A 19,462-nucleotide genomic window follows, 5' to 3' on the forward strand; every position below is an offset into this window, starting at 1 on the left:
TGTCCCTCTCGCGTGTTCCAGGGCTGGGCGTCGTACTGACAACGAGGTCGGGGCGGGCGTGAAACGGTCCTGCAAGAGATGATGCAAAGACTTGCAGGGCCTTGATGCGGCCGCAAGAGGGCCTGAGAGGGGCCTGAGGTCCGCTGTCAAGCGACTCGTCGGCAACCTTCAGGACACGCCGATGTAACGATCGCCGGTCCTTGCAGAAAGTTCTCGCAAGCTCTTTCGGCTCGTTTTCATCCCTGTTACGTTCCTGGCAACCCGGAGCGCCGCGAGGGAGCGGTCGCATGAGGCAGGTTCCAGCCCCTCGTCACCCCGGGATCAGTTGAAGGAGTTCACATGCGGCGTGGCATAGCGGCCACCGCGCTGGTCGCGGCCCTGGGCGTGACCCTGGCGGCGTGCGGAAGCGATGACGGTTCGAACGGCGGCGGCTCGAAGAGCTCCGGCGAGCTCTCCGGGACCGTGACCTGGTGGGACACCTCCACGGTCGGCTCCGAGGACAAGGTCTTCAAGAAGATCGCCGAGGACTTCACCAAGAAGCACCCGAAGGTCACCGTCAAGTACGTGAACGTGCCGTTCGGTGAGGCGCAGAACAAGTTCAAGAACGCCGCCCAGTCCGGCTCCGGCGCCCCCGACGTCATCCGCTCCGAGGTCGCCTGGACCCCCGAGTTCGCGGACCTCGGCTACCTGGCCCCGCTCGACGGCACCGCCGCGCTCAAGGACGAGAAGGACTTCCTGAAGCAGGCCGCAGCCTCGACCCAGTACAACGGCAAGACCTACGCCGTCCCGCAGGTCATCGACTCCATGGGCATCTTCTACAACAAGAAGATCTTCAAGGAGGCCGGCGTCGAGGTCCCCAAGACCATCGCCGAGCTCAAGACCGTCTCCGCCGCGATCAAGGACAAGACCGGCAAGACCGGCCTCTACCTGCGCGGCGACGACGCCTACTGGTTCCTCTCCTTCCTCTACGGCGAGGGCGGCGACCTGGTCAACGCCGAGTCGAAGACCGTCACCATCGACAACGCCGCGGGCGTGAAGGCCCTGACCACGGTCAAGGACCTGGTCGACTCCGGCGCGGCCAAGACCGACGCCACCGACGGCTGGAACAACATGCAGACCGCCTTCAAGGAAGGCAAGGTCGCCATGATGATCAACGGCCCGTGGGCCGTCGCCGACACCTTCGCCGGCAAGGAGTTCGCCGACAAGGCCAACCTGGGCATCGCCCCGGTCCCGGCCGGCTCGGCCGGTCAGGGCGCCCCGCAGGGCGGCCACAACCTCGCGGTCTACGCGGGCTCCAAGAACCTGGACGCCTCCTACGCCTTCACCGAGTACATGACCTCGGTCGAGACCCAGACGCAGATCGCCAAGGAGCTCAGCCTGCTCCCGACCCGCGAGTCCGTCTACGTCAAGCCGGACGTCGCGAGCAACGAGATGATCAGCTTCTTCAAGCCGGTCGTCGACAAGGCCGTCGAGCGCCCCTGGATCCCCGAGACCGGCAGCCTCTTCGCCCCGCTCGTCACCGAGTACACGAAGGTCCTGACCGGGCAGACCACCCCCGACAAGGGAGCCAAGGCGACGGGTGACTCCTACCGCAAGCTCCTGAAGGACTGGAAGTAACAGGAAGGCAGGCCGGCTGATGGCTGTGGACACCAGCAGCCAGTCGGCGGTGAAGGCCGCGGGCGATGTCGCCCGCGGCCGGCACCGTGGTACTGGCAACCCCGAGGGCAAGGTTCGCCGTTCCCTCTCCACCCACTGGTACGCCTGGGCGATGGTCGCTCCGGTGGTGGTCGTGATCGGCGTGATCATCGGCTATCCGCTGATCCGGGGTATCTACCTCTCCCTCACGAACGCCAACGAGCGGAACGTCGAGCGGAGCATCGGTGTCAACCAGATCCCGGCGACGTACGAGTTCGTCGGCCTGGACAACTACGTCGACGCGCTGACCGGGAGCCAGTTCCTCGGCACGCTCGGCTGGACGCTGGTGTGGACGGTCGCCTGCGTCTCGGTCACCTTCGTGCTCGGCCTGGCCCTCGCCAACATCCTCAACCGCAGGATCGCCGGCCGCTCCGTGTACCGGATGCTGCTGATCCTGCCCTGGGCCGTGCCCGGCTTCGTCTCCGTCTTCGCCTGGCGCTTCCTCTACAACCAGGACAACGGCCTGCTCAACCAGGTCCTCGGCGGCGCCGGCATCGACGCCGTGCCGTGGCTCAACGACCCCACCTGGGCCAAGTTCTCGGTCATCGCCGTCAACGTCTGGCTCGGCATCCCGTTCATGATGGTCGCCCTCCTCGGCGGGCTCCAGTCCATCCCCGGCGAGCTGTACGAGGCCGCCGAGATGGACGGCGCGAACGCCTGGCAGCGCTTCCGGAACATCACGCTGCCCGGGCTGCGCTCGGTGTCCACCACCGTGATCCTGCTCAGCACCATCTGGACCTTCAACATGTTCCCGGTGATCTTCCTGCTCACGCGGGGCGGACCCGGTGAGGCCACGCAGATCCTGGTCACCCAGGCGTACAAGTTCTCCTTCGAGATCAGCCCGCGTGACTTCGCCCAGTCGTCCACCTGGGGCGTCCTGATCCTGGTCCTCCTGATGGTCTTCGCCGCGATCTACCGGCGCGTCCTCCGCAAGCAGGGAGAAGTCTGGTGACCACCGCCACCAACACGCCCACCCGCGGCCGTCGTTCGCCGCTCGCCTCGGTCGGGCTGCACGCGACCCTGATCGTCGCCTCCGTGATCGCCGTCTTCCCCGTGCTGTGGGTCCTGCTGACCTCGCTCAAGCCGGCGAAGTACGCGATCACCACGGACTTCTTCAAGGAGACGACGCTCGCGAACTACACCGACCTGCTGGAGAACACCGAGTTCCTCACCTGGTTCGGCAACTCGCTGCTCATCGCGGGCCTCACCACGGTCCTCGGTGTCTTCATCGCCTCCACCACCGGCTACGCCGTCAGCCGCTTCCGCTTCCCCGGCAAGCGTGGACTGATGTGGACGCTGCTGATCACCCAGATGTTCCCGGTCGCCGTCCTGATCGTGCCGATCTACAACATCATGTCGACGCTGGGGCTGCTGAATAAGTCGGCCGGTCTGGTCATCACGTACCTGACCATCGCCGTCCCCTTCTGCGCCTGGATGATGAAGGGCTTCTTCGACACCATCCCGCGCGAGATCGACGAGTCCGGCCAGGTCGACGGCCTCAACCCGTTCGGCACCTTCTGGCGGCTGATCCTGCCGCTGGCCAAGCCCGGCATCGCGGTGACGGCGTTCTACTCCTTCATCACCGCCTGGGGCGAGGTCGCCTACGCCTCCGCGTTCATGGTCGGGGACGAGAACCTCACCCTCGCGGGCGGCCTGCAGAAGTTCGTCAACCAGTACGGCGCCCAGTGGGGTCCGATGTCCGCGGCCTCCGTGCTCATCGCCATCCCCGCGGCGCTGGTGTTCCTCTTCGCCCAGCGGCACCTGGTGACCGGCATGTCCGCCGGCGCCGTCAAGGGCTGAGCACCCGAACACCCCACACGTACGTACCTCCTTACCTCTCAAGGAAGACATGACCCAGCACCTCGCTGCCCCCGACGCCGCCCCGACCACCGGCACGCACACGGGTTGGTGGAGAGACGCGGTGATCTACCAGGTCTACCCCCGCAGCTTCGCCGACGGAAACGGCGACGGCATGGGCGACCTGGAGGGCATCCGCGGCCGGCTTCCGTATCTGAAGGAGCTGGGCGTCGACGCCGTCTGGCTCAGCCCCTTCTACGCCTCCCCGCAGGCCGACGCCGGCTACGACGTGGCCGACTACCGGGCCATCGACCCGATGTTCGGCAGCCTCCTCGACGCCGACGCACTCATCCGCGAGGCGCACGAGCTGGACCTGCGGATCATCGTCGACCTGGTGCCCAACCACTCCTCCGACCAGCACGAGTGGTTCCAGCGCGCGCTGCGCGAGGGCCCCGGCTCCCCGCTGCGCGAGCGCTACCACTTCCGCCCGGGGAAGGGCGAGAACGGCGAACTGCCGCCCAACGACTGGGAGTCCATCTTCGGCGGCCCCGCCTGGACGCGGGTCGAGGAGGCGGACGGCACCGCCGGGGAGTGGTACCTGCACCTCTTCGCGCCCGAGCAGCCGGACTTCAACTGGGAGCACCCGGCCGTACGCGACGAGTTCCGCTCGATCCTCCGCTTCTGGCTCGACATGGGCGTCGACGGCTTCCGTGTCGACGTCGCCCACGGCCTGGTGAAGGCCGAGGGGCTGCCTGACATCGGCGCGCACGACCAGCTCAAGCTGCTCGGCAACGACGTCATGCCCTTCTTCGACCAGGACGGCGTCCACGAGATCTACCGCTCCTGGCGCCAGGTCCTCTCCGAGTACGACGGCGAGCGCGTCCTCGTCGCCGAGGCGTGGACCCCGACCGTCGAGCGCACCGCGCACTACGTGCGCCCCGACGAGATGCACCAGGCGTTCAACTTCCAGTACCTGGGCACCCACTGGGACGCCGTCGAGCTGCGCCGGGTGATCGACGCCTCGCTCGCCGCGATGCGCCCGGTCGGCGCGCCCACCACCTGGGTGCTCTCCAACCACGACGTCACCCGGCACGCCACCCGGTTCGCCAACCCGCCCGGCCTCGGCACCCAGCTGCGCGAGCAGGGCGACCGCGCGCTCGGTCTGCGCCGGGCCCGTGCCGCGACGCTGCTGATGCTGGCGCTGCCCGGATCGGCGTACGTCTACCAGGGCGAGGAGCTCGGCCTGCCGGACGTCACCGACCTGCCCGACGAGGTCCGCCAGGACCCGTCGTTCTTCCGGGCCACCGGCCAGGACGGCTTCCGCGACGGCTGCCGGGTGCCCATCCCGTGGACCGTCGAGGGCTCGTCGTACGGCTTCGGCAGCGGCGGCAGCTGGCTGCCGCAGCCGGCCACCTGGGGCGGGCTCAGCGTCGAGGCGCAGGCCGGCGACCCCGGCTCCACCCTGGAGCTGTACCGCAGCGCGCTGGCCGTGCGCCGTGAGCGCCCCGAACTCGGTGCGGGCGAGGACGTCGAGTGGCTGGAGGCACCGGAGGGTGTGCTCTCCTTCCGCCGAGACGGCTTCGTCTGCACCGCCAACACCACCGGTCGGGCCATATCCGTCCCGCTGCCCGGCCGGTTCCTCCTCTCCAACGAGCCGGTCTCCCACGGGGAAGGCGTCGTGGAGCTGCCCGCCGACACCACCGTCTGGTGGGCGGTGTGACCATCCCCCTGCCGCGGGGCGCCGGGAACGGCGCCCCGCGGCTCGCGGACATCGCGGCCCAGTCGGGGGTCAGCGAGGCCACGGTCAGCCGGGTCCTCAACGGCAAGGCGGGCGTGGCCGGAGGGACCCGGCACCGCGTCCTCGCCGCGCTCGACGTGCTCGGCTACGAGCGTCCGGTACGGCTGAAACGGCGCAGCGCGGGCCTGGTCGGCCTGCTCGTGCCCGAGCTGACCAACCCGATCTTCCCGGCGTTCGCGCAGGTCATCGAGCAGGTCCTGGCCGGGCACGGCTACACCCCGGTGCTCTGCACCCAGATGCCAGGCGGCGCCACCGAGGACGAGCTGGTCGAGCAGCTGGAGGAGCGCGGGGTCACCGGCATCATCTTCCTCTCCGGGCTGCACGCGGACGCCTCCGCCGACCCGGAGCGCTACGTCCGGCTGGCCGCGCGGGGCGTCCCGTTCGTCCTCATCAACGGCTTCAACGAGCGGATCGACGCCAACTTCGTCTCACCCGACGACCGGGCGGCCGCGCGGATGGCCGTGCGGCACCTGGTCGAGCTGGGCCACGAGCGGATCGGCCTCGCGATCGGCCCCACCCGTTACGTGCCCTCGCGCCGAAAGGCGGAGGGCTTCGCGGCCGAGCTGCACCACCTCCTGGGAATGGAGCGGGAGGAGGCCGAACGGTACGTCCGTCCCACGCTGTTCGGCGTCGAGGGCGGGCACGCCGCGGCCGACATCCTGCTCGACCAGGGCTGCACCGGGATCGTCTGCGGCTCCGACCTGATGGCGCTCGGCGCGATCCGCGCGGTGCGCGCCCGGGGCCTCGACGTGCCCGGTGACGTGTCGGTCATCGGCTTCGACGACTCGCCGCTGATCGCGTTCACCGATCCGCCGCTCACCACCGTGCGTCAGCCCGTGCAGGCGATGGCGACGGCGGCGGTGGGGGCACTCCTGGAGGAGGTGGAGGGGAACCCCGTGCAGCGCACGGAGTTCGTCTTCCAGCCGGAGCTGGTGGTCCGGGGCTCCACGGCGCAGCCGCCGGCCGGGACCTCGCTGCAACTCCTTGCGTAACTCCCTGCATTGAGGGGTCCCAAGGGTTGACCCGGGGTCGGGGCGCTCGTACGGTCACGGCTGAAAACAGTTGCTGACATTTTCGGCAACTTCTTGCGACAGGGACGTCGTCAGGAGGAATCATGGCCAGAAAGACCGTGGCCGCTGCACTCGCCGTGGTGGCGGGAGCCGCTGTGGCCGTCACGGCGCCGACCGCCCCGGCACAGGCGGCGGCACCCGGCCCCAAGGACGTCACCGCGGTGATGTTCGAGTGGAAGTTCGCCTCGGTGGCCAAGGCCTGTACGGACCAGCTCGGTCCGGCCGGTTACGGCTACGTGCAGGTGTCGCCGCCCCAGGAGCGGATCCAGGGATCGACCTGGTGGACCGCGTACCAGCCCGTCAGCTACAAGATCGCCGGACCGCTCGGCGACCGCACCGCCTTCAAGGCCATGGTCGACACCTGTCACGCGGCGGGTGTGAAGGTCGTCGCCGACACCGTCATCAACCACATGGCCAACGCGTCGGGCACGGGAACGGGCGGGACCTCGTTCTCCAAGTACGACTACCCGGGCCTGTACTCGGGCGCCGACATGGACGACTGCCGGGCCACCATCTCGAACTACCAGGACCGGGCCAACGTCCAGAACTGCGAGCTGGTCGGCCTGCCGGACCTCGACACCGGCGAGGACTGGGTGCGCGGCCGGATCGCCGCGTACATGAACGACCTCCTCTCGCTCGGCGTGGACGGCTTCCGGGTCGACGCGGCCAAGCACATGCCGGCCGCCGACCTCGCGAACATCAAGTCGCGGCTGAGCAACCCGGGCGTCTACTGGAAGCAGGAGGCGATATACGGGGCCGGTGAGGCGGTCTCCCCGAGCGAGTACCTGGGCAACGGAGACGTGCAGGAGTTCCGTTACGCACGGGACCTCAAGCGGATCTTCGGCTCGGAGAAGCTCGCGTACCTGAACAACTTCGGCGAGTCCTGGGGCTACATGTCCTCCGGCGCGGCCGGCGTCTTCGTCGACAACCACGACACCGAGCGCGGCGGCGACACCCTCAACTACAAGAACGGCGCGACCTACACCCTGGCGAGCGTCTTCATGCTGGCCTGGCCGTACGGCTCCCCGGACGTCCACTCCGGCTACGAGTGGTCCGACAAGGACGCGGGCGCGCCCAACGGCGGCCAGGTCAACGCCTGTTACAGCGACGGGTGGAAGTGCCAGCACGCCTGGCGGGAGATCGCCTCGATGGTCGCCTTCCGCAACGCCGCGCGCGGCACGGCGGTCACCAACTGGTGGGACAACGGCAACAACGCGATCGCGTTCGGCCGGGGCGACAAGGGGTACGTCGCCCTCAACCACGAGGGATCGTCGCTGACCCGCACGTTCCAGACGGGGCTGCCGGCCGGCACGTACTGCGACGTCCAGTCGAACACGGGCGTGACGGTGAACGCGACCGGCCAGTTCACGGCGACGCTTGCCTCGAACACGGCGCTGGCGCTGCACGTGAACGCCAAGAACTGCGGCGGCGGCACGACGACCCCGCCGCCGGCCGCCACGGGCGCTTCCTTCAACGTCAACGCCACCACGGTCTCCGGCCAGAACATCTACGTGACGGGCAACCGCGCGGAGCTGGGCAACTGGTCCCCTGCCGCGGCCCTGAAGCTGGACCCGGCCTCGTATCCGGTCTGGAAGCTCGACGTCACCCTGCCGGTCGGCACGGCCTTCGAGTACAAGTACGTCCGCAAGGACGCGGCGGGCAACGTGACCTGGGAGTCGGGCGCCAACCGCACCGCGACGGTCCCCGCCTCCGGCCGGATCGTTCTGAACGACACCTTCCGCAGCTGATCGCTCCTCTCCTCAGGGCCGCCCCGCCGGGGCGGCCCCCCTTCCCGTACCTCCAGGGAGAACCCCCGTGATACGCAAGAGAACGGCGGCCGCCGTGGCCACCGCCCTGTGCGCGGCGATGGTGCCCGCCCTCCCGGCCGCGGCCGCGCCGCCGCCACCGCCGTCCGACCGGGCGCTCGCCGCGCAGCCCGCGCGGCACGACCTCACGCGCGAGCAGTTCTACTTCGTGCTCCCCGACCGGTTCGCCAACGGGGACACCGCCAACGACCGCGGCGGGCTCACCGGCACCCGGCTCGACACCGGCTTCGACCCTGCCGACAAGGGCTTCTACCAGGGCGGTGACCTCAAGGGGCTCACCAAGAAGCTCGACTACATCAAGGGCCTCGGCACCACCGCCATCTGGATGGCGCCGATCTTCAAGAACCAGCCCGTCCAGGGCACCGGGAAGGACGCCAGCGCCGGCTATCACGGCTACTGGATCACCGACTTCACCCAGGTCGACCCGCACTTCGGCACCAACGCCGACCTGGAGAAGCTGATCGACCAGGCCCACGCCAAGGGCATGAAGGTCTTCTTCGACGTCATCACCAACCACACCGCCGACGTCGTCGACTACAAGGAGAAGACCTACGGCTACCTCTCCAAGGGCGCCTTCCCGTATCTGACGAAGGACGGCGTCCCCTTCGACGACCGCAGCGGCTCGTTCCCGCGCGTCGACACGGACTCCTTCCCCCGCACGCCCGTCGTGCCCGCCGAGAAGAAGAACGTCAAGGTTCCCTCCTGGCTCAACGACCCGACGATGTACCACAACCGGGGCGACTCGACCTTCGCCGGCGAGTCCTCCCAGTACGGCGACTTCGTCGGCCTGGACGACCTGTGGACCGAGCGTCCCGAGGTCGTCGAGGGCATGGAGAAGATCTACCAGCGCTGGGTCCGCGACTTCGACATCGACGGCTTCCGCATCGACACCGTCAAGCACGTCGACACCGCGTTCTGGACGCAGTGGGCCACCGCCCTCGACGAGTACGCCGCGAAGCGCGGCCGCGACGACTTCTTCATGTTCGGCGAGGTCTACTCCGCCGACCCGGCGATCACCGCCCCGTACGTGACCGAGGGCCGCCTCGACGCCACCCTCGACTTCCCCTTCCAGGACGCCGCCCGCACCTTCGCCTCCCAGGGCGGTCCGGCGGACAAGCTGGCGAACCTCTTCGGCCAGGACTACCGCTACACCACCGACAAGGCCAACGCCTACGAGTCGGTGCCCTTCCTCGGCAACCACGACATGGGCCGCTTCGGCACCTTCCTCAAGCAGGACAACCCGAAGGCCGGCGACGCCGAACTCCTCCAGCGCTACCGGCTCGCCAACGAGCTGATGTTCCTCACCCGCGGCAACCCCGTCGTCTACTACGGCGACGAGCAGGGGTACACCGGCGCCGGCGGCGACAAGGACTCCCGCCAGACCCTCTTCGCGTCGAAGACCGCCGACTACCTGGACGACGACCAGCTCGGCACCGACCGCACCCACGCGAGCGACGCCTACGACGCCTCGCACCCCCTGTACCGCCAGATCGCCACGCTCTCCGCGCTCACGAAGAAGCACCCCGCGCTGCGCGACGGCATCCAGGAGCAGCGGTACGCCGAGGGCTCCGTCTACGCCTTCTCCCGTACCGACGCCCGCACGAAGAGCGGGCCCGTCGAGTACGTCGTCGCGGTCAACAGCTCCACCGAGGCGAAGACCGTCGAGATCCCGACCGGCTCCGCGGGTACGGACTTCACCGCGATCCACGGCGGTGACGCCCGCGTCACCAGCGCCGGCGACACGAAGATCAAGGTGACCGTCCCGGCGCTCGGCTCCCTCGTGCTCAAGGCCGCGAAGCCGCTCGGCGCGCCCGCAGCCACGCCGAGGATCACCCTCAAGGCCCCCGAGGCCGGAGCCACCGGCACCGTCGAGGTCTCCGCCGACGTCACGGGCGGGCAGCTGAACCGCGTCGTCTTCGCCGCCCAGACCGGCAACGGGAAGTGGCAGGTCCTCGGCTCCGCCGACCACGCCCCGTACAAGGTCACCCAGAAGATCGCCGCGCCCGCCGGAACGGCCCTGCGCTACAAGGCCGTCGTCGTCGACAGCGCCGGCCGCACCGCGAGCGCGACCGCCGCGACCACCAGCGGCGCCCCGGCCGTCGAACAGCCGCCGACCGCCACCCAGCGCGACTACGCGATCGTCCACTACAAGCGCGCCGACGGAGACTACGCCGACTGGGGCCTGTACACCTGGGGCGACATCGCCGACGGCGAAGGCACCACCTGGCCCGCCGGCAAGCCCTTCACCGGCCGTGACGCGTACGGCGCCTTCGCCTACGTCAAGCTCAAGCCCGGCGCCTCCTCGGTCGGCTTCATCGCCGTGAACAAGGACGGTGTCAAGGACACCGACGCAGACCGCACGATCGACCTCTCCAAGACCGGCGAGGTCTGGATCGAGCAGGGCGAGCCGGAGGTCCTGAACGCCGCGCCCGAGGGCGCCTACCCGCCCCAGGACACGACGAAGGCCGTCCTGCACTACAAGCGCGCCGACGGCGACCACGCCGGCTGGGGCCTGCACACCTGGACCGGCGCCGCGAACCCCACTGACTGGAGCAAGCCGCTGGAGCCGGTGCGTACCGACGCCTACGGCGCGGTCTACGAGGTCCCGCTCGCGGCCGGCGCCACCTCCCTCTCGTACATCCTGCACAAGGGCGACGAGAAGGACCTGCCCACCGACCAGTCCCTGGACCTCAAGGCAAACGGCCACGAGGTGTGGATGCTCGGCGGCCAGGAGAAGTACCTGCTGCCGCAGCCCAAGGGCAGCGGGGCCGCGCTCGACCTCACCAAGGCGCAGGCCGTCTGGATCGACGAGACCACCCTCGCCTGGAACGGCAGCGACACCGCCGCCTCCAGCGTGCTGTTCTCCTCCCGCGACGGCTCGATCAAGGCCGAGAACGGGACGCTCACCGGGAACCGTCAGGCGCTGCGCCTGAACCGGACCGAGCTCACCGACGCCCAGAAGTCCGCCTTCCCGCACCTGAAGGCGTACGGCGCCTTCACGGTCGACCCGCGTGACCGTGACCGCGTCCGCGAGGCGCTCAAGGGGCAGCTCGTCGCCGCCCAGTACGCGGCGAACGGTGCCGTCCTGACCGCCACGGGCGTCCAGCTCGCCGGTGTCCTCGACGACCTGTACGCACCGAAGGCGACCGGGGCCGACCTCGGCCCGGTCTTCCGCCACGGCCGTCCCACGCTGTCGCTCTGGGCGCCCACCGCCCAGTCCGTCGCGCTCGAACTCGACGGCAGGACCGTGCCCATGCGCCGCGACGACGCCTCCGGCGTCTGGTCGGTCACCGGCACGCGCGCCTGGACGGGCAAGCCGTACCGCTACGTGGTCAAGGTCTGGGCGCCCACCGTCCGGCAGATCGTCACCAACAAGGTCACCGACCCCTACTCCACCGCCCTGACCACCGACTCGGCCCGCAGCCTGGTCGTCGACCTCGCGGACCCGAAGCTCGCCCCCAAGGGCTGGAAGAGCCTGGCCAAGCCCGCGGCCGTACCGCTGCGGGACGCCCAGATCCAGGAGCTCCACATCCGCGACTTCTCGATCGCGGACACCACGGCCGTCCCGGCCCACAAGGGCACCTACCTCGCCTTCACCGACGCCGGCAGCAAGGGCTCACAGCACCTGAGGGCCCTCGCCGCCTCCGGCACCTCCTACGTCCACCTGCTCCCCGCCTTCGACATCGGCACCATCCCCGAGAAGAAGTCCGAGCAGACCGAACCCGCCTGCGACCTGAAGGTCTACGCCCCCGACTCCGAGGAGCAGCAGGCCTGCGTGGCCGCCGCCGCGGCCAAGGACGCCTACAACTGGGGCTACGACCCGCTGCACTACACCGTCCCCGAGGGCTCCTACTCCACCGACCCCGACGGCACCCGCCGCACGGTCGAGTTCCGGCAGATGGTCCAGTCCCTGAACGGCGCCGGACTGCGCACGGTCATGGACGTGGTCTACAACCACACCGTGGCGAGCGGCCAGGCCGACAAGTCCGTCCTCGACAAGGTCGTGCCCGGCTACTACCAGCGGCTCCAGGCCGACGGCTCCGTCGCCACCTCCACCTGCTGCGCCAACACCGCGCCCGAGAACGCCATGATGGGCAAGCTCGTCGTCGACTCGGTCGTCACCTGGGCCAAGCAGTACAAGGTGGACGGCTTCCGCTTCGACCTCATGGGCCACCACCCGAAGGAGAACATCCTCGCCGTCCGCAAGGCCCTGGACGCGCTGACCGTCGCCAAGGACGGCGTCGACGGCAAGGCGATCGTGCTCTACGGCGAGGGCTGGAACTTCGGCGAGATCGCCGACGACTCCCGCTTCGTCCAGGCCACCCAGAAGAACATGGCCGGCACCGGCGTCGCCACCTTCTCCGACCGGGCCCGGGACGCCGTCCGCGGCGGCGGCCCCTTCGACGAGGACCCGGGCGTCCAGGGCTTCGCCTCCGGCCTCTTCACCGACCCCAACTCCTCGACGGCCAACGGCACTCCGGAGCAGCAGAAGGCCCGGCTCCTGCACTACCAGGACCTGATCAAGGTCGGTCTGACCGGCAACCTCGCCGACTACTCCTTCACCGACACCTCCGGCCGTACCGTCAAGGGCAGCCAGGTCGACTACAACGGCTCACCGGCCGGCTACGCGGCCGCCCCCGGTGACGCCCTCGCCTACGCCGACGCCCACGACAACGAGACCCTGTACGACGCGCTCGCCTTCAAGCTCCCCGCGGGTACGTCGGCCGCCGACCGGTCCAGGATGCAGGTCCTCGCCATGGCGACGGCGACGCTCTCGCAGGGCCCCGCGCTCTCCCAGGCGGGCTCGGACCTGCTGCGCTCCAAGTCGCTGGACCGCAACTCGTACGACAGCGGCGACTGGTTCAACGCGATCCACTGGGACTGCCGCGCCGGCAACGGCTTCGGCCGTGGCCTTCCCCCGGCGGCCGACAACAAGGCCAAGTGGGGTTACGGAAAGCCGCTGCTGACCGCCCCCGGCCTCACCGTCGGCTGCGACCAGATCGACGGCGCCTCGGCCGCCTACCGGGACCTCCAGAGGATCCGTACGACCGAGTCCGCCTTCTCCCTCGCCACCGCCGGACAGGTCCAGGACGCCCTGTCCTTCCCGCTCTCGGGAACCGGCGAGACCCCGGGCGTGATCACCATGCGCCTGGGTGACCTGGTCGTGGTCTTCAACGCGAGCCCGGAGCGGCGGACCCAGCGGGTCGCCGCGCTGGCCGGAAAGGGCTACGCCCTCCACCCGGTCCAGGCAGCCGGCTCGGACAGCACGGTCAAGTCCGCCTCCTACGAGGCCGGTTCCGGCACCTTCACGGTCCCGGCCCGCACGGTGGCCGTGTTCAGGGCCGGGTGAGCGCCTTCTCGAGCAGCGTGACCCCGTAACGCGTGCCGTCGGCGGCGAGCTTCCCGAGCTCCTCGCCGACGACCGTGTACCCCGCGGCTTCGTAGTACGTACGGAGCCGCGGGTTGCTCGCCACACAGTCCAGCCGGGCCACCGCCCTCCCACCGGCCGCGATCCGCTCCTCGGCATGCGCCAGGAGCGCGCGGCCGGCTCCGGCGGGGGCGGCCTCCCGGTCGGTCATCAGCCGGTGGACGTAGCCCGCGACCGGGGGCTGCGGTCCCCACGCCGGCTCGTCGTCCCACCACAGCTCGTACGCCCCGACGGCCCGGTCTCCACGGGACATGAGCCACACCTCGCCGGCGGCCATCCGCGCCCGGAAGTGCTCGGCGCTCTTGTCGCCCGGCTTCCACTGGTCGATTTCGTTGCGGACCATCCAGCCCGCGGCCCCGTCGAACAACCCCACCAGCCGGTCCAGATCGCGGTCGTCCGCCTGCCGGAAGGTCACTTGTGCGTCCATGACGATCACCGTAAGGGTGTGGTCAGTCATCCTCACGACCGGGAGAGCCCTCATGCCGCAGATCACCGTGGACCACTCCGCGCCGCTCGACCGGCGCGGCTTCGCGCTCGCGCTGCACCCGCTCGTGGTGCAGACCGTCGACACGCGGATCGAGAACTGCAAGACCCGTTTCCGCGCGGTCGAGGAGGCCGTCGTCGGGGACGGTACGGGCGACGACGTCGTCGTCCATGTGGAGATCGCGGTGCTGCCCGGCCGCACGGACGAGACGAAGGCCCGCCTCGCGGAGGCCGTGGTCGCGCTCCTGCCCGCGTACGTCAAGGAGCCGGGGGCAGCTCGGCTCTCCGCCGAGGTCCGCGACCTGGAACCCTCCTACCGCAAGGTCTGACCGCCCTGGGCCGGAACCCGCGGCACCAGCGTCATGAGCCGGCCGACCAGCTCGCCGAACGGGCCGTCCGCCGGCTCGTCGGCGAGGATGCGGACCAGGATGTCCGCCATCTCCGTGTCGTACGCGGCGCTCACCGCCGCGAGCGCCGCGAAGTCGTGCACCAGCTGCAGCTCCAGCTCCGCGCGCGGCACCCGGCGCCCGTCCAGCCAGATCAGCGCCGTGGACTCCGCAAGCGACACCCAGGAGCGGACGACCAGTTCGAGCCGGGCCGAGGGGCACTCGACGTCCAGATGGGCCAGGATCTGCTCGTAGGCGGCCTGCCGCACCTCGTCGATCATCGCGTTCGTCGTCGAGGAACCCACCGCGGGCCCGCCCCGCATCAGCGCCGCGAAACCCGGCCCGTGATCGTCGACGAAGTCGAAGAAACGGCCCATCACCCGCAGCAGCCGGGCGCCCAGCGGGCCCTGCGGCGGTTCGAGGAACCGGGCCGCCAGCTCGTCCGCCGCCCGGCGCAGCGCCGCCTCGTACAGGCTCTGCTTGCCGGGGAAGTAGTGGTAGACCAGCGGCCGCGAGATCCCCGCGGCCGCGGCGATCTCGTCGATGGACACCTCGTCGGGAGAGCGGTGGCTGAACAGCTCCAGGGCCACCCCGATCAGCTGCTGCTTGCGCTCCTCGACGCCCATCCTGCGGCGTACCCCGGTCGTCATGCGAACAGCCTAACGGGCGTCCGATACGCTCCCACGACATGAGCACCAACGGTTTGAGCCCGAAGCAGGCCCGCCAACTGCGGATAGCCGCCGCGTCCGTGCTGCTGGTCGCCATGGCGGCCGTGCTGGTGATCCGGCTGGCCAGCCGTACGTCCGTGCTGGTCGTCGGTGTGTACGGACTGGCCATGATCCTCTGCGGCGTCGTGATCGAGCTCTCCCGCAACGGCCGTACCCGCCTGGGCACGTGGCTCCTGGTGGGCGGCCTGGCCGCCGCGCTCGCCTTCGACTGGCTGATCCTCCCCTGAGGCGGGATCCGGCGCCTCCTCTAGAGGTCGAGAACCAGCCGTTCCCCGGCACTGCGCGAGACGCATAGCAGCATCGACCCGCCGCGCTCCGCGTCCGTGAGGAGCTCGTCGCGGTGGTCGATCTCGCCCTCCAGGACCCGCTGTTGGCAGGTCCCGCAGAAGCCCTGCTCGCAGGAGTACGCGACGCCGGGCAGCTCGGAACGGACGGCGGCGAGCACCGACTGGTCCGCCGCCACCGTCACCGTACGACCGGTGCGGCGCAGTTCGACCTCGAAGGAGTCGCCGCCGGTCGTCGCGGCGGGGGAGAAGCGTTCCAGATGCGGGGCCCGGCCGGCCGGCATCGCGGCGGTCACCGCGTCCATCAGCCCCTCGGGACCGCAGCAGTACACCGCCGTCTCCTCCGGGACCTCGGCGAGGAACCCGAGCTCCGGGCGGCCCGACTCGTCCTCGGTGACCACCGTCACCCTCCCCCGGCCTTCGGCCGGGGGGACCCCCGTCTCGCTGCGCTCCCCGCCGAGCTTCTCGATCTCGTCGAGGTACGGCAGGGTGGCGCGGCTGCGCCCGCAGTAGAGCAGCCGCCAGTCGGCGCCCGCCGCCTCCGCCGCGCGCAGCATCGGCAGCACGGGGGTGATGCCGATGCCTCCCGCCACGAAGACGTACGCGGGCGCGTCGACCAGCGGGAAGCGGTTCCGCGGCCCGCGGATCTCGATCTCCGTGCCCTCGTGGAGCTGTTCGTGCACCTCGCGCGAGCCGCCCCGGCCGTCCTCGATCAGGCGGGTCGCCACCGTGTACGTGTCGGTGTCGGCCGGGTCCCCGCAGAGCGAGTACGGGCGCACCAGACCGGACGGCAGCACCAGGTCGACATGGGCGCCCGGCTGCCAGGCGGGCAGGCCCGTGCCTTCGAGCCGGAGCCGTACGACGCCGGAGGCGGGCTCGGTGCGCTCGGTGACCAGGACCTTCCTGGTGACGGTCGCGAGCCGGCCGCGGCCCGAGACCGGCTCGTCGAGGGCGGGCATCGGCCACAGCGGGGCGGCGGTGATCCGGCGGCGCATGGCGCGCTTGGCGAGGACCGCGGCCCCGGCGATCAGGACGACGGTGAGCGGACGGGGCATGGTCAGCGGCCTCCGTTGGCGCCGGGGGAGTTGGCCAGGTACGCGACGGCCTGGGCCGTGTTCCCCTCCTGGGAGGGGTGGTAGTCGCGGCTGAGATAGCGCGGGACCGCCCGGAGCAGGTCGGGCGTGGACGGCAGCACGCCCTCCCGGCCCTTGCGGACGAGCTGGCCGACCGAGGCCCTGCCGTCGACGAGGGTGGGGTCGTTCTCCATGAAGAAGCGGGTGCCGCGCTGCCAGAGGAAGACCATCGCGGTGAAGGCGGTGGCCCAGGTGCGGGCGCGGCGCCGGTAGCCGCCGTCGAGGTGCATGAACAGCTCGAAGGCGACGGAGCGGTGCTCGACCTCCTCGGCGCCGTGCCAGCGCAGCAGGTCCAGCATCGTCGGGTCCGCTCCCCGCCGGTCCAACTCCTCGGCGTTGAGGACCCAGTTGCCGAGGAACGCCGTGTAGTGCTCGATGGCGGCGATGAGCGCGACCCGCTCCATCAGCCACCAGCGGCGCGCCCGGCCGGGCGGCAGGGTCCGGTCGCCGAGCAGCTTCTCGAAGAACCAGTCCACCTGGGCCGTGTAGGGCGTGGGGTCCAGGCCGAGCTTCTTGAGGTGCGGGAGCACGTCGTCGTGTGCCTGGGAGTGGACGGCCTCCTGGCCGATGAAGCCGATGACGTCCGCACGCAGCCGGTCGTCGGTGATGAACGGGAGCACCTGCTTGTAGACGTGCACGAACCAGCGCTCGCCCGCCGGGAGCAGCAGGTGCAGCACGTTGATGGTGTGGGTCGTGAACGGATCGCCGGGAACCCAGTGGAGCGGGGTCTCCTCCCAGTCGAAGGAGACCCTCCGGGCCTTGAGTTCGATGTGCTCCGACGCCACCGGTGCAGGCTGCGTATTAGACATGACGTCAATGTACTGAGGGGTAAGCAGTTGGCAACAGAGTCGTGCAGTGAGAATTCACGGGGCGCCCGGCGCCTGTGCCTCAGCGCAGCGCGCCCACGCGCGTGCCGTTCCTCAGCGTGCCGACGAGGTCGGCGCGGGCACCGGCCTCCGTCCGCACCGCGAGAAGCGGGCCGTCCGCCTCGCCCTTCACCCCGCCCGTGGTCCGCAGCGCCACGAACTCCCCGCTCCCCGCCGCCAGGACGTACCACCGACCGCTCTTCGCCTGCCAGAGCACCCCCGCGAGGACCCGAGGCTCCCGCACCCCGCAGGCCGGGGACTCCTCGGCCTGCGCCACGACCGCCGCGGCCACCCCCGGCGCTGGGACCTGGAACTGGGCGAGGACCCGGCTGCCCGTGCCCCGCCAGGTCTCCGCCCGTGCGCACACCCAGGCCGCCCGGCCCCCGTCCTCCGGCAGCCGCTGCTCCGCGAACGGCCAGGCGTTGACCGACCGCACCCCGTGTGAGCGGACCGCCGTCAGCCGGCAGGCCGCCCGCTCCCACAGCGACCGCGCCGCCGTCCCCGTCACGTCCTGGGGCGCCCCCGGCGGTCCCGAGGTCAGCCGGGCGGGCGCCAGCTCGCCCAGATCGGCAAGCAGCCGCACCCCCGTCGCGTCCCGCACCTGGAGCGTGTTCCACGCCGTGCAACCCCGGGCCTGGGCGGGACTGAGCAGCGGCTGTGTGACGCCGTGCGCGTCCCGCTCCAGCCGCCAGGGCTCCTTCGCCGGCGCCAACAGGTCCCGTACGGCCGTCTCCCGTACCCAAGGGGCTGTCACATAACGGACGTTGGCCGTCGTACGGGAGAGGACGAGGGCCGCGGAGCCGACCACGTCCGCCCCGTCCGTCCGCGCGAAGTCCAGCGCCGCGCCGGCCGTTCCCGCCGACGGCTCCGCGTACCGCACCGCCCGCAGCCCGTCGTGGAACAGCGCCACCCGCGAGCCGTCCACCTCGCCCGCGTACAGCAGCTGCGGCGAACCCATCGGCGGCCCCACCGGCGTCCCCGGCGTCGCCGAGGACCGCACCGAACCGCCGGGCCGCGCCCACACGGCGAGCGCCCGCCGCAGCAGCGCCCGGTCGTCCACCAGGGCGCCCCGGGCCGGCCAGACCGAGAAGTCCGTCCGCGCCGAGCGCTGCCAGAACCCGGCGGGGACGCGTCTCAGCTTCCCCGGGTCGAGCGCCGCCTCGGCGGCCGGATTGCGCGCGTACGACGGAGCGGCGGCGCCGCCCGGCCCCCAGCCCTCACCGGGCAGCCCGAGCAGCGTCCCGCAGACCAGGACGGCCGCCGCCGCGGCGAGCGCCGCCCGGCCGTGCTGGCGGCGGCGCATCAGATCCGTCGGCCGGGCCTGGAGCGAGCACGGATCGAACTCGGGCGAGTCGAGCAGGCCCGCCGCCCCGATGCCCAGCGCCGCCTCCACCCCGTCGGCCTCCACGAGCGCCGCCTCCGCGTCCGGCTCCGTCACCCCGGCCGCCGCGAGCACCCGCAGCACCTCCGGATCCCCCTGCCGCTCCAGCCACCGCAGCACGTACACCGCGCGCCCCGGGCCGGTCAGGGCGGAGAGCCGCTGATCCAGGGCCAGTTCGTCGGCACCGCCCGCGCGCGGGAACAGCCGCAGCCCCCACACGTGCGGCAGCAGCGGCGGGAACTGTGCCCGCCGCGGCAGCGCCCGGCGCCGCAGCGGCAACCCCGCGATCAGCGCCTGCCGGAGCACCTCCACCCGGATGTACGCGTACCCGGGGTCGACGGCGTCCTCGGAGCGCTGCGGCCCAGGGATCCCGGCCCCGGACGTCCGCCGCGCCGGCAACGACCGCTGGACGAGCGCGTGCGCCGTCAGCACCCGCCGATTGCGCCCCAGCGAGGGCGGCAGCACGAGATACGCGATCCGGACCAACCGCGGGTAGTGCTCGACGAGCGCGGCCTCGGCCTGTTCGACATCGACCGGGCCGCTGGGGGAGGAGGCGAGTTCCTGGGTGCTCACGTTCAGCAGAACGA

At 70.9% G+C, this 19,462-nt stretch carries 14 protein-coding genes; 9 read left to right on the forward strand and 5 right to left on the reverse strand.

Annotated features, from left to right (window positions below; all coding sequences use genetic code 11):
• Positions 1–339 precede the first annotated feature (339 nt).
• The 7 genes from ACZ3OF_RS07275 to pulA all read left to right on the forward strand — a co-directional run bounded on the left by ACZ3OF_RS07275 (position 340) and on the right by pulA (position 13,536).
• Complete coding sequence (locus ACZ3OF_RS07275) at positions 340–1,617, forward strand: extracellular solute-binding protein (RefSeq protein ID WP_361675119.1); 1,278 nt, start codon at positions 340–342, stop codon at positions 1,615–1,617.
• Positions 1,618–1,636: 19 nt separating this feature from the next.
• A complete protein-coding gene (locus tag ACZ3OF_RS07280) occupies positions 1,637–2,647 on the forward strand; it encodes a carbohydrate ABC transporter permease (protein ID WP_467303324.1) in 1,011 nt (336 codons plus the stop codon).
• On the forward strand, positions 2,641–3,495 hold the full coding sequence (locus tag ACZ3OF_RS07285; RefSeq protein WP_361675228.1) for a sugar ABC transporter permease: 855 nt from the start codon (positions 2,641–2,643) through the stop codon (positions 3,493–3,495). The genes ACZ3OF_RS07280 and ACZ3OF_RS07285 overlap by 7 nt, the downstream gene beginning before the upstream one ends.
• 49 nt (positions 3,496–3,544) lie before the next feature.
• Positions 3,545–5,212, forward strand: coding sequence for a glycoside hydrolase family 13 protein (locus ACZ3OF_RS07290; protein ID WP_361675122.1), 1,668 nt, complete (start codon positions 3,545–3,547; stop codon positions 5,210–5,212).
• Complete coding sequence (locus tag ACZ3OF_RS07295) at positions 5,200–6,282, forward strand: LacI family DNA-binding transcriptional regulator (RefSeq protein ID WP_361433344.1); 1,083 nt, start codon at positions 5,200–5,202, stop codon at positions 6,280–6,282. The genes ACZ3OF_RS07290 and ACZ3OF_RS07295 overlap by 13 nt, the downstream gene beginning before the upstream one ends.
• 122 nt (positions 6,283–6,404) lie before the next feature.
• Positions 6,405–8,108, forward strand: a complete 1,704-nt coding sequence (locus ACZ3OF_RS07300; RefSeq protein WP_361675125.1) for a carbohydrate-binding module family 20 domain-containing protein — start codon at positions 6,405–6,407, stop codon at positions 8,106–8,108.
• 118 nt (positions 8,109–8,226) lie between these two features.
• Entirely contained in the window at positions 8,227–13,536 is a 5,310-nt protein-coding gene (gene pulA / locus ACZ3OF_RS07305) for a pullulanase-type alpha-1,6-glucosidase (protein WP_467303818.1), read from the forward strand.
• On the opposite strand, the gene ACZ3OF_RS07310 is transcribed toward pulA, so the two are convergent.
• Positions 13,523–14,041, reverse strand: coding sequence for a GNAT family N-acetyltransferase (locus tag ACZ3OF_RS07310; RefSeq protein ID WP_467303327.1), 519 nt, complete (start codon positions 14,039–14,041; stop codon positions 13,523–13,525). The two genes, pulA and ACZ3OF_RS07310, sit on opposite strands and share 14 nt — an antisense overlap.
• 52 nt (positions 14,042–14,093) lie before the next feature.
• Here ACZ3OF_RS07310 and ACZ3OF_RS07315 point away from each other — a divergent pair, with 52 nt between their 5' ends.
• Positions 14,094–14,426: a 5-carboxymethyl-2-hydroxymuconate Delta-isomerase gene (locus ACZ3OF_RS07315; protein ID WP_467303329.1), complete on the forward strand. Its 333-nt coding sequence runs from the start codon at positions 14,094–14,096 to the stop codon at positions 14,424–14,426.
• Here ACZ3OF_RS07315 and ACZ3OF_RS07320 read toward each other — a convergent pair.
• Entirely contained in the window at positions 14,411–15,133 is a 723-nt protein-coding gene (locus ACZ3OF_RS07320) for a TetR/AcrR family transcriptional regulator (protein ID WP_361675134.1), read from the reverse strand. The genes ACZ3OF_RS07315 and ACZ3OF_RS07320 overlap by 16 nt on opposite strands.
• 38 nt (positions 15,134–15,171) lie before the next feature.
• Here ACZ3OF_RS07320 and ACZ3OF_RS07325 point away from each other — a divergent pair, with 38 nt between their 5' ends.
• Positions 15,172–15,438, forward strand: a complete 267-nt coding sequence (locus tag ACZ3OF_RS07325; protein ID WP_260226591.1) for a hypothetical protein — start codon at positions 15,172–15,174, stop codon at positions 15,436–15,438.
• 20 nt (positions 15,439–15,458) lie between these two features.
• On the opposite strand, the gene ACZ3OF_RS07330 is transcribed toward ACZ3OF_RS07325, so the two are convergent.
• The 3 genes from ACZ3OF_RS07330 to ACZ3OF_RS07340 form a co-directional block, all read right to left on the reverse strand.
• Positions 15,459–16,556 (reverse strand): PDR/VanB family oxidoreductase, encoded by a 1,098-nt coding sequence (locus tag ACZ3OF_RS07330; RefSeq protein ID WP_467303820.1) that lies wholly within the window; start codon positions 16,554–16,556, stop codon positions 15,459–15,461.
• Positions 16,553–17,437, reverse strand: a complete 885-nt coding sequence (locus ACZ3OF_RS07335) for a metal-dependent hydrolase (RefSeq protein ID WP_361675137.1) — start codon at positions 17,435–17,437, stop codon at positions 16,553–16,555. Before ACZ3OF_RS07335 ends, ACZ3OF_RS07330 begins: the two co-directional genes overlap by 4 nt.
• Positions 17,438–17,516: 79 nt before the next feature.
• Positions 17,517–19,457, reverse strand: coding sequence for a hypothetical protein (locus ACZ3OF_RS07340; RefSeq protein WP_467303822.1), 1,941 nt, complete (start codon positions 19,455–19,457; stop codon positions 17,517–17,519).
• Positions 19,458–19,462 lie beyond the last annotated feature (5 nt).

This window comes from Streptomyces sp. NPDC022552 (assembly GCF_055561875.1).

Coding starts and splice junctions, on each gene's coding strand:
- ACZ3OF_RS07275 (WP_361675119.1), top strand. CDS start 340: ATGCGGCGTGGCATAGCGGCCACCGCGCTGGTCGCGGCCCTGGGCGTG.
- ACZ3OF_RS07280 (WP_467303324.1), top strand. CDS start 1,637: ATGGCTGTGGACACCAGCAGCCAGTCGGCGGTGAAGGCCGCGGGCGAT.
- ACZ3OF_RS07290 (WP_361675122.1), top strand. CDS start 3,545: ATGACCCAGCACCTCGCTGCCCCCGACGCCGCCCCGACCACCGGCACG.
- ACZ3OF_RS07300 (WP_361675125.1), top strand. CDS start 6,405: ATGGCCAGAAAGACCGTGGCCGCTGCACTCGCCGTGGTGGCGGGAGCC.
- pulA (WP_467303818.1), top strand. CDS start 8,227: ATGGTGCCCGCCCTCCCGGCCGCGGCCGCGCCGCCGCCACCGCCGTCC.
- ACZ3OF_RS07310 (WP_467303327.1), bottom strand. CDS start 14,041: ATGGACGCACAAGTGACCTTCCGGCAGGCGGACGACCGCGATCTGGAC.
- ACZ3OF_RS07315 (WP_467303329.1), top strand. CDS start 14,094: ATGCCGCAGATCACCGTGGACCACTCCGCGCCGCTCGACCGGCGCGGC.
- ACZ3OF_RS07320 (WP_361675134.1), bottom strand. CDS start 15,133: ATGACGACCGGGGTACGCCGCAGGATGGGCGTCGAGGAGCGCAAGCAG.
- ACZ3OF_RS07325 (WP_260226591.1), top strand. CDS start 15,172: ATGAGCACCAACGGTTTGAGCCCGAAGCAGGCCCGCCAACTGCGGATA.
- ACZ3OF_RS07335 (WP_361675137.1), bottom strand. CDS start 17,437: ATGTCTAATACGCAGCCTGCACCGGTGGCGTCGGAGCACATCGAACTC.